Consider the following 18,704-nt stretch of genomic DNA (forward strand, 5'->3'; position numbering starts at 1 on the left):
TGTGGTGAAAAAATAAATATCAACTAAGTTTCATTAATAAGGGAAACTTAGATTTCTTCATCTCTTAATGGTTAGAGAAAATAAAACATAATGTTTTTAGTTTGAACCATTAAGAGATTAAGTTTCATTAAGCTTTGAACTCAATTTTCTTCAATCTATTTAATCTTTGGTGAAAAAATAAATATTAACGGAGTTTCATTAATAAGGGGAACTTAAATTTCTTCATCTCTTAATGGTTAGAGAAAATAAAACATAATGTTTTTAATTTGAATCATTAAGAGATTAAGTTTCATTAAGAGTGCATCTTAATTAATCTCCTACTTGGTTTGAAAAATTCTTTTAATCTTTTTTTATTAAGAACTTAATTTTTCTTAATATCTTAATGGTTAGAAGAAAACTTAATCTGTGAAAAAAAAATAACATAAAATGCAAAAAATAAAAACAGCACTATTATCATACGGAATGTCGGGAAAAGTTTTTCACGCACCATTTATCGCTATTCATCCAAGATTTGAACTTGTGGGTTCTTGGGAAAGAAGCAAAAAACTTATACAGGAAGATTACCCAACAGTTAAAAGCTATCCAACTATCGAAGATGTTCTTGCAGACGACATCGATTTGGTTATTGTAAATACGCCTGTTGAAACCCATTACGAATATGCCAAAAAGGTATTAGAAGCTGGTAAACATGCTATAGTCGAAAAAGCATTTACAACTACTGTTGCTCAGGCTCAGGAATTGGCTGATTTAGCTAAAGCAAAAGGATTAAAATTAGCAGTTTTTCAGAACAGAAGATGGGATAGTGATTTTAAAACGGTTCAAAAAGTTGTTAAAGATGGTGTTTTGGGAGATATAGTCGAAGCTGAATTTCATTTTGATCGTTATAATCCGTCGTTGAGTATTAAAACACATAAAGAAACTGCTAATTCGGGAGCAGGAATTTTAAAAGATTTAGGACCACATTTAATAGATCAGGCTTTGCATTTGTTTGGATTCCCAAAATCAGTTTTTGCTGATATCAGGACTACACGTGAAAACTCATTGGTAGATGATTATATCGATTTACTATTGTACTATGATGATTTTAGAGTTCGATTAAAAGCGAGTTTCTTTGTACGAGAAGCGAATCCGGCTTATGTTGTACATGGTAAAAAAGGGTCATTCTTAAAACCTCGTGGAGATGTTCAGGAAGATGATTTAAAACTAAGTAAAATACCAAATTTAGCCTGTTGGGGAACAGAGTCCGAAGCGCTAAAAGGACTTTTGCATACTGAAATTGAGGGTGAAATCGTCAAAGAAAAAATTCCAACTTTTCAGGGTAATTATTATGATTTTTTTGATGGAGTTTACCAATCGATTACAGCAAATACAGTAGAACCTGTTACTGCCGATGATGGCGTTAAAACCATGACAATCATAGAAGCTACTATTGCGAGTAATGCCCAAAATAAAGTGATTGATTTGTAGTTATTTAACTCTTTTCGGATGGAACGTGAATTAAACGAATTTTTCTTCCGTTCCTAAGTTCAATGTCATTCAAGTTAAGCTTTTTTACTAATAAATTTTCTCGTCAAGTCGCCAAGTCACTAAGTTATGTACGTTTTCTTAGCGACTTGGCGAGAGACTTATTTAGGAAAGTATTGCAGACATATCTTTGACTTAAGAAGATTGTCCGGAGCTTCACGATTGGGACTGTTTTAAAAAATTTGCGTTTCACTTAATTTATAAACAATAACGTTATAAATCATTTTAACAGGTTGAGTTAAATTAATCAAAAGAATGAATTTTGTAATTTTGCCCAATCAAACCCTAAATAATTCATTTTGATAGATTTAAACTTCCTTGGCAGATTTAAGACCAAAGCAAAATTTAAAAAAACGTATAAAAATGTAAAAGCATCGTATCTAAATCGAATTCGCTTTGCGGTAGGTATGTTTTATTTTGCAATGGGTTTGTGTTTTGCTACTTGGGCAAGCCGAATTCCAGATATTAAAACGGCTTTAAGTCTAAGCGAAGGACAATTAGGATCTATTTTGTTTGCATTACCATTAGGTCAATTGGTTGTTATGCCTTTTTCAGGTAAGCTAGTAACTAAATTCGGAAGTCATAGAATTCTTATTCTTTCATTATTATTTTATGCTTTTAGTTTAACCAATCTAGGTTTAGCTACTGCGTCATGGCAATTATCACTTGCATTGTTTGTATTTGGAATATTCGGGAACTTAGCCAATATTGCTGTAAATACTCAGGGAGTATATACAGAGGTGCTTTTTAAGAAAACAATAATGTCTTCTTTTCACGGTATGTGGAGTTTTGCTGGTTTTTCAGGAGCTTTAGTCGGATTAGGAATGCTTGCTTTAAAATTTACACCATATTATCATTTTGTAATTGTAGCAGGAATTGTATTGGTTATGATCGCTTTTAATTATAAATTTTTGATTAAAGCGAAAGAAAAAAATAAAGTAAAAGTAGAAGAGAAGAAAAAGAAACTCTTTACAAAACCCGACAGTTCACTTATTTGGTTGGGAGTAATTGGATTTTGTTGCATGGCGAGCGAAGGAGTTATGTTTGATTGGAGTGGTGTTTACTTTAAAGATGTTGTAAAAGCTCCTGGAGCGTTGGTAATTTTAGGATATACTTCGTTTATGATAATGATGGCAAGTGGTCGTTTTCTTGGTGACGGACTGATTCTTAAATTTGGAAGAAAGAAAGTGCTACAAATTAGCGGATTAGTTATATCAGTCGGACTTTTTACCTCAGTGTTATTTCCGTATATAATTCCATGTACGATTGCCTTTATGTTTGTTGGACTTGGTGTTTCTACAGTCGTGCCAACATTGTATAGTGTAGCAGGGAAAAATCCAACAGTTCCTGCTGGAGAAGCTTTAACGATAGTTTCGAGTGTAAGTTTTCTTGGGTTTTTAATGGGCCCACCTGTTATTGGTTACATTGCCGAAGTTTTTGGTCTTCGATTTTCTTTTGCATTTATTGGTGTTTTCGGTTTCTTCATCGCTTTTATGGTTTCTAGAATAAAAGCTATAGAATAGAGAAACATACTTTTTAAAACGTACTTCTAATACTATTTTTTGTTTTTAATTTAAAATTTTGCAAGAAAAATAATATATATTGTTTTTCTTGCTTATATTTGGCGCTTACAAAATATAGTAAAATTCTTATTTTTTTGTAAGTATTTAGATACCACTTTTCCAAAACATTTCTTGATTGTTGTTATAAGCTGAAGGTTTATCATCTCAAATTATTCCACAATCAAAACTTTAATCCTTTGACTTTACTAATTAAAGAATCTGAGATAGTTAAATAGAATGTGTATGAAAAAGTGTATAACTGTAATTTTATTGATTTTCCAATTAATGACTGTTATTGCGCAGAACGAAACTGGTTTCTTTGGAAAGGTAGTTGATATGAAAACACAAAAACCACTTCAACATGTTGTGGTTAGTATTCAAAATTCTGTAGTTATGAAATTGACGGAGAGTGATGGTACATTTAAGTTGGTTTTGCAATCAGAAGGAAATCAATTGCTATTGTTGCATAGTCAGGGATATAAAGATTTATTATTTCCAATAAAAGTTGTTTCTGGAGAAATGATAGATCTAGGTGTTTTAGTTTTAGAGGAGGATAATCAAATCGGATCAGAAGCGTTCATGATTTCTTTGTCGGAAAACGACTTAAATGATGACAATTCTAGTTCCGAAAATACTTCAGGACTTTTACAATCTTCACGTGATGCTTTTATACAGGCATCAGCTTTTAATTGGGGTCAAGCACGTTTTAGAATGCGCGGGTTGGATAGTCAACATGCTACGATGACTATCAATGGAGTCACAATGAATAAAATGTACGATGGTAGACCACAATGGGGAAATTGGGGAGGTTTAAATGATGCTACACGGAATCAGGAATTCTCAGTTGGAGTTGCAACCTCAGATTATACTTTCGGAGGGATTCTTGGAACACAACAAATTAATGTACGAGCTTCAATCTATAGGCCAAGTTCTCGAATTACATTTTCGAGTAGTAATACAAATTATAGTTTTCGAGTAATGGCTACTTATGCTACAGGTTTAATGTCTTCGGGATGGGCTTATGTCGTTTCGGCAGGAAAACGTAAGGCCAATGAAGGTTTCTTTGAAGGAACAAATTACGATGCAGATTCTTTTTTTATGAGTATCGAAAAGAAATTAAACACTCAACATTCTTTTAATTTTACAGGCTTTTATACTCCAAATTCTAGAGGGAAAAATTCACCAAATACAGATGAAGTAACTCAGCTTACAAGTAAGCGATATAATTCCTATTGGGGCTGGCAAGGCGGAAAGAAAAAAAATGCCAGAATTAAAAGAGTGGAAGAACCCGTTTTAATGTTGAACCATTTTTTTAGAATTGATGATAAAACAACTCTAAATTCAAGTATAACATATCAGTTTGGGAAAGTAAGTAATAGTAATATAGATTATCAAAATGTAAATAGTCCAGATCCAACACATTACCGTAAATTACCAAGTTATTATACTTCTGTTTATGCAAAAGATCAAGGAGAATACCCAGGCAGTTTTATTCCAGATTATCAAAATGCTAAAAAAAATGAAATCCTATTTATTACAAATTCACAAATAAATTGGAATGAATTATATCGAGCAAATCAAATGCTAACAACAAATTCAATCAAAAGTGTTACTGGTTATGTGCCAGCACAAAGTAGCTATATTTTGTATGAAGGCAGAACTGATGATAAAACAATATCTTTTAATTCTAATGTGAATTCCCAATTAACAGAAAATATTTTCTTTAATGGTGGAATAGCATTCAGAAATTTAAAATCACATAATTACCAATTGCTTACGGATTTATTAGGGGGTTTGTATTTTGAAGATGTCGATTTGTTTTATAAAGGTGACCAGTCACAATCGGATTTAAAGAATCCCAATAGGAGGGTTGGAGTTGGAGATTCATACAGATATAATTATAATTATCTAGCCAATACAATTGATTTTTTTACGCAATTTAAATTCACTTATCGTAAAGTCGATTTTTATCTTGCTCAAGCTTTCTCTAGTTCGACTTATCAAAGAGAGGGTTTATATCAAAATGGAATTTATGCTACTAATTCTTTCGGGAAAAGTAAGAAAGTAAATTTCGAAAATTTTGCTTTCAAAGGAGGTTTGACTTATAAAATATCAGGAAAACAATGGTTGTTTATTAATGGAGCTTATTTAACTCAAGCACCTACAATTAGAAATACGTTTCCTAATGCACGACTTAATAATAGCATTGTAGATGGAATAGAAAGTGTGAATATTAGCAGTATTGAAGGGAATTATATTTTCCATTCGCCTAAGATAAAAGCACGACTTACAGGATATTATTCTTTGATAAAAAATGCAACACAAACTTCCTTTTTTTATGCTGAAGGAATTTTTGATAATGGGGCTGGTTTCGATAACACAAATGCATTTGTAAGTCAAACATTAACTCATCTGAATAAAAAAAATATTGGAGTCGAGCTGAGTTTTGAACATCAAATCTTACCGACTTTTAAAACTATTTTGTCTGTAGCCTACGGTCAATATACTTATGATAGCAATCCTAATGTTGTTGTTGTAGATAATGCAAGAGTATCTTTAGAAAACAGCAATCCCGTCTTTAATTTTGGAAATGCAACATTGAAGAATTATAAACAGCCTGGAATGCCCCAGCAAGCTTATTCATTAGCAGTTGAATATCGTAATCCTAAGTATTGGTGGCTCGGAACTAATATAAATTATCTAGCAAACTCTTATATAGATGTTTCTCCAATTTCTAGAACAGCACAGTTTTATATTAATCCCAAGAGTGGTTTTTCTTTTCCAGAAGCCTCGCCAGAAAGAGCAAAAATAGTATTGAAACAAGAAAAATTTGATCCGATTAGGTTATTAAATATTACAGGAGGGAAATCATGGCGTGTCCGCCGAAAATACATATCCCTGTTTGTGAGTATTAATAATGCATTGAACAAAACATATAAAACAGGAGGTTTTGAGCAGGCAAGAAATGCAAATTTTCGCCGATTAGACCAGCAACAATCAAGCGGTACGCCTTCGTTTGGTCCAAAATATTTTTATGGATACGGGAGATCTTATTTTGGGAACTTAGCAATTAATCTATGAATTTTAAAAAAGTGTTTACTATGAAAAATAGATACAGCCCTTTAGTATTTTCTATAATATCTCTAATATCTCTTGTTTTTTTAAGTTGCGTGGAAGATGAAACGTCTATTCCAGAACTTATGTGCAACCAACCGAATTTAGCTATAAACACATCAGTTGTTGAGGTTCGTAATAATACAAATCCTGTTGCTGCTAAATATTTGTACGATGATATCATGGAAGGCTATGTGATTTCTAGTGATGAATCGGGTAATTTTTTTAAAACAATATCTATTCAAACACTTCCTGCTAAAAATGTCGTTACTCAAGGATTTAGTATTGGTGTTGATGCAACAAATACATATATAAATTATAGAGTTGGAAGAAAGGTATTTATTAAATTAAAAAATCAATTTACTGATATAAATTATGGAAGTTTACGAATAGGGAGCTTGTATGTTAATGCCTATGGAAATACTTCAGTTGGAAGAATTGACCAAAATGATTATAAAAATGTACTCAATGCTTCTTGCGAAGTTATTGATGAGAGTAAGCTGATTCGTTCGCTTTCGATCTCAGAATTATTGAATGATAATAATATTAATACTTTAGTTGAATTAAGTAATGTTCAATTTTCAGATGCAGCTATGGGGCGTCATTATTTTGAAGAAAGTAATAATATTGGCGGTGCAACCAATTGGAATTTAAGAGATAAAGCAGGGAATCAAGTTATTTTTAGAACGAGTAGATACGCTAATTTTGCAAGTAAGTTAGTGCCAAAAGGGAGCGGAACAGTGAGAGGAATTTTGACAAAATACGGTTCAGACTATCAAATTATGATACGATCTGAGAAAGATATATCGATGGAAGGAAAACGTTCTGTTCCGTTTTTTTCAGAAGACTTTCAAATGGTACAGAATAATGTAAACTTTAGCCTGCCAGGTTGGAGTAATATAGTTGAGAAAGGAACTAAATTATGGAAAAGTACCGTTTTTGCAGGCAATGGTTATGCTGAATTTAACACAACAGGTACCACAGCAGCTGAAATCGTTGCATGGTTGGTCTCACCAAAGATAAATATAGATGATTATAAAAATGCAGTATTGTCATTTAGAAGCGCGCAACATGATTTAAAAGTTGATTCTCCATTGAATTCTTTAGAAGTTTATGTGTCAACTAATTTTGATGGTTTTAATGTCGCTAATGCTGAATGGATTAAGTTAGAAGCAATACTTCCTACATTATCTACTCCTGTTCGTCAATTTATAAGTTCGGACCGTATTGATTTGTCCTCCTATTCAGGAAATATTCATATTGCTTTTAAGTATGTTGGATCAGGAAAGGATAAGATACTTAACGGCGCTTTTATGGTAGATGATGTTGTAATTGTAGGAGATAAGTAAAGGTTGTATGTGGAGTTGCATATTTATAAATAAACATAAGTATCTAGTGTTCAGTTAATATTAGATAGCTTGTTTTTAAAATCTATAATAAGGTTTCGTTTTTTGGTTGTGAAAACAGTATTTTTTCTATGTTTTTTGTATTTTGGTCATCCCAAATCGATATAAATACCATGATGAAAAATTACTTCATTGCCATTTTTATGATGGCTTTTTCATGTTTGATCCACAGTCAAGATCAGCAAATTAAGTTAAAACAAATAAATGTCGTTAAGACAAATTACCGCGATTCAAAAAGTGGTGAAATTGAGAATAAAACGGTTTTGTTCCAAGACGGTAAGCTTCTAACCATAAAAACATCAGATGTTGTACATAGTTTTTTTTACAATTTGAAAGGGCTTTTGGATATGACAGTAAAAGAGAGAATAGGTAGTAACTGGAAAGAAGTTGTAAAATATAGTTACGACAAAGATGATAGGATTACTAAGTTCATGAAAAAGTACGATGAAAACGGCGAGACTGTAACTAAGACAGTAACGATGAGTTATGAAGGAGCAAGAATTAAAGTAATAACCAAAAAAAGCAATATTCATACCATACTTGAGGATATTGAATATGTAGTTGAAAATGGACTTGTTATAAGACGTTCTTCCAGAGATAGAAATCAACAGATTTTTAATAAAATTGAATATGTATATTCTAATGATAATGTAGTACGTCACAAAGGAGTTCTGGGTGAAAAAATGATTAATAGTTTTACTTTTGATGATAAAAAATCAGTTGATTTATTGATTGTACAAAATTTATTTGGTCCAAATTATAAAGTTATTGTACCGTTAATCTCTTTTCATGAAGATGAATTTAGCTTTGAATCCATTTCTTATAATAATGAATTGGCATTTGCTCCTTCTACAACAAATTACACAGGAGTATCAGGAAAATATAAGTATAATGTATTGAATTATCCAATTTCATCTTCTTTTTTAGAGCAAAATGGAATTGTAAAAATTGATAAAACATATATTTACGAATAGGAATTATTACTTATTACCAATTGAAGTCTTTGTTTTTGTATTTAAAAAAATGCATCAATAGGCTTTAGTACCTTGCAAATCACTAAATTTGTAGCTTATTTAAAGTTATGTTAGAAAAAGAAGTACTAAATTTTGAGAAAACAGCCATTGTTGGGATTGTAACTCAAAATCAAAGTGAAGAAAAGTTAAATGAATATCTGGACGAGTTAGAGTTTTTGACTTATACTGCTGGCGGTGAAGTTATAAAACGTTTCACGCAAAAAATGGAACGTCCGAATCCTAAAACTTTTGTTGGAACTGGTAAAATTGACGAAATCAATCTTTTTGTAAAAGAGCATGGTGTTTCGACTTTGATCTTTGATGATGAATTGTCTCCTTCGCAACAAAAGAATATCTCTAAAATTATAGATTGTAAAATCCTTGATAGAACACACTTAATTCTAGATATTTTTGCTCAAAGAGCTGAAACTTCTTATGCAAGAACCCAAGTTGAATTGGCGCAATGTCAGTATTTACTACCTAGACTTTCTGGTATGTGGACTCACCTTGAGCGTCAAAAAGGGGGTATCGGAATGCGTGGACCTGGAGAAACAGAAATCGAGACAGACAGACGTATCGTTCGTGATCGAATTGCATTGTTGAAAGAAAAAATAAAAACTATCGATAAGCAAATGGGTGTGCAACGTAGTAATCGTGGCGCAATGGTTCGTGTGGCTTTAGTAGGGTACACAAATGTTGGAAAATCAACATTAATGAATGCTATTGGAAAAAGCGATGTTTTTGTAGAGAATAAATTGTTTGCTACATTAGATACAACAGTTCGAAAAGTAGTGATTAAAAACTTACCGTTCTTGCTTTCTGATACAGTTGGTTTTATTCGTAAACTGCCAACTCAATTGGTAGATTCATTCAAGAGTACATTAGATGAGGTTCGTGAAGCTGATTTGTTATTACATATTGTAGATATTTCACATCCAGATTTTGAAGATCATATTGAATCTGTTAATCAAACTTTGTTAGATATTAAGGCTCATGACAAACCAGTTATTATGGTTTTTAATAAGATAGATGCTTATAAGCATTTAACTATTGATGAGGATGATTTGATTACCGAAAAAACACCAAGACATTACACGATTGAAGAGTGGAAAACGACTTGGATGCATCGTTTAGGAGAGCAAAATGCTTTGTTTATCTCGGCAACAAACAAAGAAAATTTCGAAGAATTTAGAGAGCGAGTGTATGAGTCTGTTAGACAAATTCATATTACTAGGTTTCCGTATAATAAATTTTTGTATCCTGATTATAAGGATGCAATCGAAAAGGAAGATGAAGAATAAAAAAAGCGCTTGCAATTGCAAGCGCTTTTTTTGTGTTTTAGAATAAGTAATTTATTCCTAAGCCAAAAACTTCTCTGGTTTGAAATCCTTGAAAAGCATTGTCGTCATAAATTGCTTGAAACGACAAGTTAGTTGACAGGAATTTATTTATTTTCATTACAATATTTAATGAGTAATCAATATCGACATTTTGTGGGTCTTCTAGATAATTCGAATATAGGTTTAAAATATTCTCAGCAGTAACGTTGGTCATTATATCAAGTTTGTAATATGCCGAAGCGTAGAAACCTAATTCATAGCGCATCGTTTTGTTTGCTTTAACGCCAAAATAAGACTCGTCTACGTATCCAATATCAGATGTGTATAGTTTGTCTACAAAAGTCATTTTTGAAGTCAGAGGGGCGAAATTTAACTTTAGATTGTCGCTCTTTTTCCAAAAAATACCAGGACCAAACGTAAGATAGCCCGGAGACATGAAATTTGTGTTTTCAGTTCGTATTTCAGCGCCATTTGCATCTTGGCCATACACATATCCTTTTGTGAATTGTGTTCTGAAATTTACAAAAAAGGAGTAGTACCAATTACCAAATGCTCTTTTTCCATAAATAGAATTAATTTCTAATCTGTCATCAGTCTTTTTCTCAAAATCAGAATTTTCAGTTTGTAAGATACCATATGAAGCAAGAATTTTGTTGTCCCAGCTAACGTCATCTTTCTTGTAATTGATGTTGTAATTAATACCTAAATTCCCCGAGATATTGTTTTCACCACCAGCAATCCAGTTGTTGAAATTTGATTGATTAAAAAGAAACGAAACATTTCCTGTGCTTTTCCATCCGTTTCCTGTAGTATCGGATATGAATTTAACGGCTTTTTCAGTGTTTTTTATTAGTTCTTTTTCGGTGTTCTGTGCCTGTACAAGAGAAAAGCTTGCTAGGAAGATAAAAAGGAGTTGAAGAAGATTTTTCATAGGTTCCTTGTTTAGTGTTGATTAACACAAATATACTAAAAACCATGAAATTGTTAAAAAATACTTAATTTTAATTGTAAATTATTTCTTGCTCTCTTTGTATAAAGGCACAGCAGAGCATGCTTCTCCATACATAATACTTCTTGCGAAAGGCTGTAAATAATGAGCAGCTAGAATGTAGGCGCGAGTAGGAACTGGCTTTTTAGAGCATCCTTTTATGATTACAGGCTTACTTTTGTATGCTGTGTAATCGAGGTTACGCAGAATCTCTTCGTAAAGGCTGGAGTCTAAATCTTCGAGTGTGCCATCAACAATTTTTTTAGCATATGGAGCTAATTGAATTGCAACCAGTATTGAAGCCCAAGCAGGAACTATAGCATCGGTACTGCAATTAATTGCTATGTAAGCATCTTGATATTGTGACCAATTGTGGTTTTTAAGATGCTCGCGAAAGTCTTTTTCTTTTAAAAGAAAACCTTCCAAAAGCCATTGCGAAATATCAATTTGCGCACGTAATCCTTTTGGATAATAATCCTCAAGGTCAAAAACTTCTAAGGCACTATTGGCAACTTTATTGATTATTTCTTCCATATAAAAAGTTGTTTTCAGGTTTAAAGTTTCAAGTTGAGTAACCTGAAACTTTAAACTTGAAACAAATATTAAAGCATTCCTAATTCTAATTTAGCTTCTTCGCTCATTAATTCTTTACTCCAAGGTGGGTCAAAAGTTATTTCTACTTCTGCGTCTTTTACGTTTTCGATAGATTTTACTTTTTCTTCAACTTCTCTAGGTAAGCTTTCGGCTACCGGGCAGTTTGGAGATGTTAATGTCATTAATATTTTTACTTCGTAATCAGTATTTACCATTACGTCATAAATTAATCCTAATTCGTATATGTCTACAGGAATCTCAGGGTCGTAAATTGTTTTTAAGATTTTTACGATTGATTCTCCTAATTCGTTAGTGTCTATTTCTTGTTCCATTTTCTTGTTTTTGTTTTTTCACCATATAAATGATGTAGGTTCATTTTAAACAGCAAGCTTACTTTTTTACCATTAAGATAATAAGAAAATTAAGTTTTGCTTCTTTATGAAATTTAATATCTCAATGTTTTAATTACTTATAGTACGATGATTAATCTTGCTTCTTTATGAAACTTAATATCTTACGGGTTCGAATTAAAAACATTATGTTTTATTAATTTAATTTTTGTTTTTCGAGTCGAATGCTAAGGCATACATCTTGATGTTTTTAATCATCGAGACCAATCCGTTGGCACGGGTTGCAGATAGATGTTCTTTCAATCCAATTTCATCTATAAAATCTACGTCAGCTTTTAAGATGTCTTCTGCTTTTTGATTAGAAAAAGCTCTAATTAAGATTGCAATGATTCCTTTGGTTAAAATAGCATCACTATCGGCTGTGAAAACAATCTTATCACCATTCTGTTCGCCTTGAAGCCATACTTTCGACTGACAACCTTTAATTAAGTTTTCTTCAGTTTTGTACTCTTCTTTTATTAATGGTAGATTCTTTCCTAATTCGATAATATACTCGTAACGTTGCATCCAATCATCGAACATCGAGAATTCTTCGACTATTTCGTTTTGTATTTCTTTTATTGTCATGTTCTATTCTTGAGTAAAAGCAACTAATAAAGTTACTAATTTTTCTATTTCTGCTGGTGGAAAACCATTGTCAAAACCATTAGTTTCGTATGTTTTTCCATTTTTTGTTATTCTTAAATTAGCAATGGCTGCTCCATCATGAAAACGATTTTCAGTAGGTGCTTTTAGTTGTGGAATACTTTCTAAATTGATTTTTTTAAATTCAGAAACAATTCTCGCCCATTGTGCTCCATTGATTTTGTTTGTTACAGCTTCTTCTCCTCTGCCTTTAGTAATGGATACCATCTGATTTTTAACTACTATCTTTTGGTAATAACCACGAGAAACAGCAGAATATACTATCTCTACAGCACTCATATCTATATTTTTTTGGCTTACACAACTGTTTCCAATAAAAATTGTCAGAATTAAAAAAGATAGTACTTTCATAGGTTTGGTTTGATTAAGATAACATAATTTTAGCTTTTTTAACCGCTTCGACCATTAAATCAATTTCTTCTATTGTATTATAAAAAGAGAAAGAAGCTCTTACAGTTCCGGGTATTCCAAAATAATTCATGATTGGTTGCGTACAATGGTGTCCAGTGCGTACTGCAATTCCTAATTTATCAATTATTGAACCAATGTCAAAGGGATGAATTCCATCAATATTAAAAGATATTACTGAAGTTTTTTCTTTACCAGTCCCATAGATTTTTAAACCTTCAATTTCAAGTAATTGCTTAGTAGCATGAGCAAGTAACGCTTTTTCTTGTTTCTGAATGTTTTCAAAACCTATACTGTTCATGTAATCTACTGCAGTTCCTAAAACAATTCCACCAGCAATATTTGGTGTTCCTGCTTCAAACTTGTGTGGTAAATCAGCATAAGTAGTTTTCTCGAAAGTAACTTCTTTTATCATTTCGCCACCACCTTGGTAAGGAGGGAGTTTATTTAACCAGCTTTCTTTTCCATACAAAATTCCAGTTCCAGTTGGTCCGCACATTTTATGTCCCGAAAAAGCATAAAAATCACAATCTAAATCCAAAACATCTGGCTTTAAATGCGGTACAGCTTGTGCGCCATCTATTAAAACGGCAGCGCCTACAGCATGAGCTTTCTCAATCATATATTTTATAGGATTGATTGTCCCTAATGCATTCGAAATATGATTTACGGTAACTATTTTTGTTTTTTCAGATAGTAAAGATTCGTACGCGCTTATGATAAGTTCTCCATCTTGATTCATTGGAATCACTTTAAGAGTAGCGCCAGTTTTTTCGCATAACATTTGCCAAGGCACAATGTTACTGTGATGTTCCAAAGCCGAAACCAGTACTTCGTCTCCAGGTTTTAGTATTGAAGCAAAACCGTTTGCTACTAAATTAATCCCATGGGTTGTTCCAGAAGTAAATAGTACTTCATGTAAATGCTTAGCATTAATATGATGTTGGATCTTTACTCTTGAGATTTCGTAAGCATCAGTTGCTAATTGGCTCAAAGTATGTACTCCGCGGTGTATGTTTGCATTTATTTCTTGATAATATTTTGAAATCGCATCAATCACAACCTGTGGTTTTTGTGATGTGGCTCCATTGTCAAAATATACCAAAGGTTTCCCGTTTACTTTTTGTGAAAGTATCGGAAACTCAGCTCTTATTTTATGAATATCTAGCATATCTTATTTAGAAAAATTCTAATTACAAAAGTACTAAAACTAAATTGTTTTATCCAGTAATTGCTAAATTTCCTTTTATGGTTTTAGATAATCCTATTAAAAACAATATTGTTTTACAGATTTGGCATTTTTTGAAGGTTTGTATTTGATTTTGAGAGGATTCAAAGTTAATTTGTGAAGAAATTATGGTTATATTGCAGTGTAAATTAACCTGTATTATTATGAAAAAAATCTTAAAATTACTTGTTCTTCTTCTTATTATCATAATTATTTATTTCAGATTTACTACTTATCCTAAACTTGATTTGATTTCTGGCTTTACTTCTAAAAGTATTGCTTCATGTCATTTCATAGATAATCGCTCGCAGGAATCGATTGAAAAAGGAGATAATGATATTCCTTTGCTAGACTTAGCAACAAATAAAATTAATGAAGAAGGAAAGTTTGCAACCTCTAGTGTTTATGGATTAAAAGAACGAAAAGCAATTTATCGAGAGGGAATAGGTGCTACTTTAATTAATGATAACTTCGACATATCTAAGCCGTACTTGGTTCCCAAAAGAATAAAATTGGCTAATAATTTGCCTTTTCCTTATGGGGACAAAGAGCCTAAAGATACTGTGTTTTCTACTGTTGATTATGCTAAATTAAAAAAAGCGATTGCGAATGCATTTGATGTGGCAGGAGAAAAAAATAAAAGAACAAGGTCGGTTTTAGTATTGTATAAAGACAAACTGATAGGTGAAAAATATGAGACAGGTTTTACTAAAGACAGTAAGTTACTCGGGTGGTCTATGACCAAAAGTATTACAGGAACGATGTTTGGAGTGCTTCAAAGACAAAAGAAATTTGATATTTATAAACCTGCTCCAGTTGCTGAATGGCAAAATGATGAACGCAAAATTATAACTACTAATGATTTACTTCATATGAATTCGGGTTTAGAATGGGTGGAAAATTACAACACAATCTGTGATGCAACTATTATGCTTTTTGAGTCAGAAGATATGGCTAAAGTACAACTAGAAAAACCTGCTTTGTATAAACCAGATACGCATTGGAATTACTCTTCTGGCACAAGTAATTTGTTGTCGGCTATTTTGAGAAAACAATTTAAGACACATCAGGAATATCTAGATTTTTGGTATTCCGCTTTAATAGATAAAATAGGAATGAACTCTACTGTCATTGAAACCGATATGGTAGGGAATTATGTTGGCTCTTCTTATGCTTGGGCTACTACCAGAGACTGGTCTAAATTTGGGTTGCTGTATTTGCATAAAGGAAACTGGAATGGAGAACAGATTCTGGATGAAAGTTGGGTGAAATATGTATCTACCCCAACCAATACTTCAAAAGGAGATTATGGTGCTCAATTTTGGTTAAATGCAGGTGGAAAATATAAAGATGCACCTCGTGATATGTTTTATTGTAGTGGTTTTCAAGGTCAGAAAGTATTTATTATTCCATCTTTGGATTTAGTCATTGTAAGAATGGGCTTGACAGATGATCTTGAATTTGATTTTAATTTGTTTTTGAAGGAGGTAACAGCAAGTGTTAGGAAATAATTTGAAATGAGAAAATATAGAATTTTATTGCCCTTTTTATTTATGATTATTGGTTTTGTTTTAATTGGTTTTGCTTGGTCAATAAATATCGGAGTGCCTTTTAATTCAATTTGTTTGATATTGGGATTAGGTTTATCTTTCTTAGGTTTGTTAGTATTTGTAATTGGATTATGGAAAAATCAATTTTAGGAATTGAGATATACCACATGTTTTAGCCCTGATAGAAGTGAAAATCCTTTTTCTTTTTTCTTTAAAAAAGGGAAAGATTGTAGCGGATAGCGGGATTAGCTTATAAAAAAAAACCGACAAATTCTAAGAGTTTGTCGGTTTTGTATTTTGGTAGAATTTAATTATAAATCAAATCCCATTTTTACTCCTAGTTTACTAGCAATAATTGTAGTGATTCGTTTCTTTAATTCTGGTATTTTAATGCTTTCAATAACGGCATTTGAGAATGCATACATTAATAATGCTTTTGCTTCTTTTTGAGGAATTCCGCGTGACTGCATGTAGAACATTGCTGTTTCATCTAGTTGTCCGATTGTACAACCGTGAGAGCATTTTACATCATCAGCAAAAATTTCTAATTGTGGTTTTGCATTTATAGTTGCCTTATCACTTAATAAGATATTGTTGCTTTTTTGAAATGCATTTGTTTTTTGCGCTACTTTTTCAACTAATACTTTTCCATTAAAAACTCCTGTTGAACGGTCTGTAAAAATTCCTTTGTAATCTTGGAAACTTTCGCAATTTGGAGTTGAATGTTTGACTAATGTATAGTGATCTACGTGTTGTTTCTCGCCTATAATTGTTATTCCGTTTAACGTACTTGTTAATCTTTCACCAAAGTGATAGAAATTCAGATTGTTTCGGGTTAAATTCCCTCCAAATGAAAACGTATGAACCGATGCATGACTTTCTTGTTGTTGTGAAACGTAAGTATTGTCAATTAAATTGGCCTCGCTATTGTCATTTTGAATTTTGTAGTAATCTACAATCGCACGTTTTTCAGCAAAAATTTCTGTAACGGAATTGGTTAAAACAGGGTTTTCATTTAAGCTTTGGTGGCGCTCGATGATTTGCACATGAGAATTTTCACCTATAATTACCAAGTTTCTTGGCTGAACCATAAGTGCTGCTTCATTTCCTGTTGAGAAATACATGATTTCAATAGGTTTAGCAGCTACTTTCTTTTTAGGAATATTGATATAAGCTCCTTCAATTGCAAATGCAGTGTTTAAAGAAGTTAAACTATCTTCTGTATTTGCGATTTGATTAAAGTATTTATCAATAATCATTTTATATTTAGGTTTGGTTAATGCCGAAGACATTAAGCAAACATCAATTCCATCGTGTGTTGTAGAAGATAAATGCGAACTGAAAACACCATCTATAAATACTACTTTATAGGTGTCTATTTCATGTATAAAATATTTTTTTACATGATTAAATTCGATTGCATTATCTTGTTTTGGAAATACAGTAAAGTCATTTTTTAAGATGGCATTTAGTGATGTATATTTCCAAGCTTCTTCTTTTTTGGTTGGAAAACCTTTATTTTCGAAGTTTTTTATCGCTTGTGTTCTGATTTCATGAAGATCCGTATGGACATCTACACGTTCCTCAAAAGCCATAAAAGACGATACTAATTTTTCTTTCAAATCCATTTTTATTTTGTTTCCTTCGGGGTTTCAGGTTTAAAGTTTCAAGTTTTACCTATTGAAACTTATTTCCTTTAAAATCCTTCTTATTAAGATAAGTGATAAAGTTTTTTATTTTACCGCTTAAGTTTTCATAATCTGTTTTTAAAATTTCAAACTTTTGTTCTGATATGTATTCAAAATCAAAAACTCGATAAAGTTGGGATCTTGTTTCTCCAGCTGAACCTTTCGCAATGGATAAAAATTGTCGAAATTCTAAATTTCCATCTCTTTCAAAACCTTCTGCTATGTTGTCCATCACTGAACCAGATGATGCGTTTATTTGATTTTTAAATCTGAAATCTGATTTTAATTCAGTTTCATTTGCAATGAGATTAATTTCTTTTGCTAATCGTCTCGCTTCTTTCCAAATTTCTAAATCTTCAAACCTATTTATTGTTGCCATGGTTTTTTGTTTTTAGGTTTAAACTTACAAAAGATAAGTTTAACTTGAAACTAAAAAAGCATGAAACATGGAACAAAAATCTAGTTTTCCGCTTTAATCCAGTCGTATCCTTTTTCTTCTAATTCGTATGCTAATTCTTTTCCACCAGATTTTACAATTTTTCCGTTGTAAAGTACGTGAACGAAATCAGGAACGATATAGTCTAGTAAACGTTGGTAGTGCGTGATAACAATAATTGCATTTTTATCACTTTTTAGTTTGTTAACCCCATTAGCAACAATTCTTAATGCATCGATATCCAAACCTGAGTCTGTTTCGTCAAGGATTGCTAATTTTGGCTCTAACATTGCCATTTGGAAAATTTCGTTACGTTTTTTCTCTCCACCAGAGAATCCTTCGTTAAGTGAACGTGATAAAAATTTACGATCAATTTCTAATAATTCTGATTTCTCACGAATTACTTTCAGCATTTCATTAGCTGGCATTTCTTCTTGACCGTTTGCTTTACGTGTTTCATTAATTGCAGTTCTCATAAAGTTAGTTACACTAACTCCAGGGATTTCTACAGGATATTGGAATGAAAGAAATACACCTTTGTGTGCTCTTTCTTCTGGTGCTAAATCGGCTAGATCTTCTCCGTCAAGAAAAACTTCTCCTTGTGTTACTTCGTAGTTTTCATTTCCTGCAATTACTGCAGAAAGTGTACTTTTTCCAGAACCGTTTGGTCCCATGATGGCATGTACTTCACCAGCTTTAACTTCTATGTTTATTCCTTTAAGAATTTCTTTGTCGCCAATTGAGGCATGAAGATTTTTTATACTTAACATGTTATTTTTGTTTAAAGTTTAAAGTTTC

At 32.0% G+C, this 18,704-nt stretch carries 16 protein-coding genes; 7 read left to right on the top strand and 9 right to left on the bottom strand.

From position 1 onward, the window contains the following. The first annotated feature begins 426 nt into the window (after nucleotides 1–426). The 6 genes from LPB87_RS07815 to hflX all read left to right on the top strand — a co-directional run bounded on the left by LPB87_RS07815 (nucleotide 427) and on the right by hflX (nucleotide 9,920). Nucleotides 427–1,467 (top strand): Gfo/Idh/MocA family oxidoreductase, encoded by a 1,041-nt coding sequence (locus LPB87_RS07815; protein WP_230605547.1) that lies wholly within the window; start codon nucleotides 427–429, stop codon nucleotides 1,465–1,467. A 356-nt stretch (nucleotides 1,468–1,823) separates the two neighbouring features. Continuing rightward, nucleotides 1,824–3,047 carry an MFS transporter gene (locus LPB87_RS07820; protein WP_230605549.1) on the top strand — a complete coding sequence of 408 codons (1,224 nt, stop codon included), beginning with the start codon at nucleotides 1,824–1,826 and terminating at the stop codon, nucleotides 3,045–3,047. A 282-nt stretch (nucleotides 3,048–3,329) separates the two neighbouring features. Next, nucleotides 3,330–6,167 carry a carboxypeptidase-like regulatory domain-containing protein gene (locus LPB87_RS07825; protein ID WP_230605551.1) on the top strand — a complete coding sequence of 946 codons (2,838 nt, stop codon included), beginning with the start codon at nucleotides 3,330–3,332 and terminating at the stop codon, nucleotides 6,165–6,167. Between the two features lie 20 nt (nucleotides 6,168–6,187). Beyond that, nucleotides 6,188–7,549 (top strand): DUF5689 domain-containing protein, encoded by a 1,362-nt coding sequence (locus LPB87_RS07830; RefSeq protein WP_230605553.1) that lies wholly within the window; start codon nucleotides 6,188–6,190, stop codon nucleotides 7,547–7,549. Nucleotides 7,550–7,719: 170 nt separating this feature from the next. Then, the gene (locus tag LPB87_RS07835) at nucleotides 7,720–8,580 is read left to right on the top strand and encodes a hypothetical protein (RefSeq protein ID WP_230605555.1); all 861 of its coding nucleotides are present in this window, start codon (nucleotides 7,720–7,722) and stop codon (nucleotides 8,578–8,580) included. 107 nt (nucleotides 8,581–8,687) lie between these two features. After that, complete coding sequence (gene hflX, locus LPB87_RS07840) at nucleotides 8,688–9,920, top strand: GTPase HflX (RefSeq protein WP_129540196.1); 1,233 nt, start codon at nucleotides 8,688–8,690, stop codon at nucleotides 9,918–9,920. Nucleotides 9,921–9,957: 37 nt separating this feature from the next. Here hflX and LPB87_RS07845 read toward each other — a convergent pair whose 3' ends face one another. The 6 genes from LPB87_RS07845 to LPB87_RS07870 form a co-directional block, all read right to left on the bottom strand. After that, nucleotides 9,958–10,890 (bottom strand): DUF3078 domain-containing protein, encoded by a 933-nt coding sequence (locus tag LPB87_RS07845; RefSeq protein WP_230605557.1) that lies wholly within the window; start codon nucleotides 10,888–10,890, stop codon nucleotides 9,958–9,960. Nucleotides 10,891–10,971: 81 nt separating this feature from the next. Then, a complete protein-coding gene (locus LPB87_RS07850; protein ID WP_230605559.1) occupies nucleotides 10,972–11,481 on the bottom strand; it encodes a DUF2480 family protein in 510 nt (169 codons plus the stop codon). Nucleotides 11,482–11,549: 68 nt separating this feature from the next. Next, nucleotides 11,550–11,873, bottom strand: a complete 324-nt coding sequence (locus tag LPB87_RS07855) for an SUF system Fe-S cluster assembly protein (protein ID WP_129540193.1) — start codon at nucleotides 11,871–11,873, stop codon at nucleotides 11,550–11,552. 219 nt (nucleotides 11,874–12,092) lie between these two features. Continuing rightward, nucleotides 12,093–12,518 carry a SufE family protein gene (locus tag LPB87_RS07860; RefSeq protein ID WP_129540192.1) on the bottom strand — a complete coding sequence of 142 codons (426 nt, stop codon included), beginning with the start codon at nucleotides 12,516–12,518 and terminating at the stop codon, nucleotides 12,093–12,095. A 3-nt stretch (nucleotides 12,519–12,521) separates the two neighbouring features. After that, nucleotides 12,522–12,947 carry a hypothetical protein gene (locus LPB87_RS07865; protein ID WP_230605561.1) on the bottom strand — a complete coding sequence of 142 codons (426 nt, stop codon included), beginning with the start codon at nucleotides 12,945–12,947 and terminating at the stop codon, nucleotides 12,522–12,524. 13 nt (nucleotides 12,948–12,960) lie between these two features. After that, nucleotides 12,961–14,175, bottom strand: coding sequence for a cysteine desulfurase (locus LPB87_RS07870; protein WP_230605563.1), 1,215 nt, complete (start codon nucleotides 14,173–14,175; stop codon nucleotides 12,961–12,963). A gap of 221 nt (nucleotides 14,176–14,396) precedes the next feature. Here LPB87_RS07870 and LPB87_RS07875 point away from each other — a divergent pair, with 221 nt between their 5' ends. Beyond that, a complete protein-coding gene (locus tag LPB87_RS07875; RefSeq protein WP_230605565.1) occupies nucleotides 14,397–15,743 on the top strand; it encodes a serine hydrolase in 1,347 nt (448 codons plus the stop codon). Nucleotides 15,744–16,093: 350 nt separating this feature from the next. On the opposite strand, the gene sufD is transcribed toward LPB87_RS07875, so the two are convergent. From sufD to sufC, 3 genes are all read right to left on the bottom strand, one after another. Further along, nucleotides 16,094–17,410, bottom strand: a complete 1,317-nt coding sequence (gene sufD, locus LPB87_RS07880) for a Fe-S cluster assembly protein SufD (protein WP_129540188.1) — start codon at nucleotides 17,408–17,410, stop codon at nucleotides 16,094–16,096. Nucleotides 17,411–17,459: 49 nt separating this feature from the next. Continuing rightward, on the bottom strand, nucleotides 17,460–17,849 hold the full coding sequence (locus LPB87_RS07885; protein ID WP_230605566.1) for a four helix bundle protein: 390 nt from the start codon (nucleotides 17,847–17,849) through the stop codon (nucleotides 17,460–17,462). Nucleotides 17,850–17,929: 80 nt separating this feature from the next. Continuing rightward, entirely contained in the window at nucleotides 17,930–18,676 is a 747-nt protein-coding gene (gene sufC, locus LPB87_RS07890; RefSeq protein WP_035618340.1) for a Fe-S cluster assembly ATPase SufC, read from the bottom strand. Nucleotides 18,677–18,704: the final 28 nt, after the last annotated feature.

The sequence above is a fragment of the Flavobacterium sp. EDS genome (genome assembly GCF_020991525.1).
GTDB lineage: Bacteria > Bacteroidota > Bacteroidia > Flavobacteriales > Flavobacteriaceae > Flavobacterium.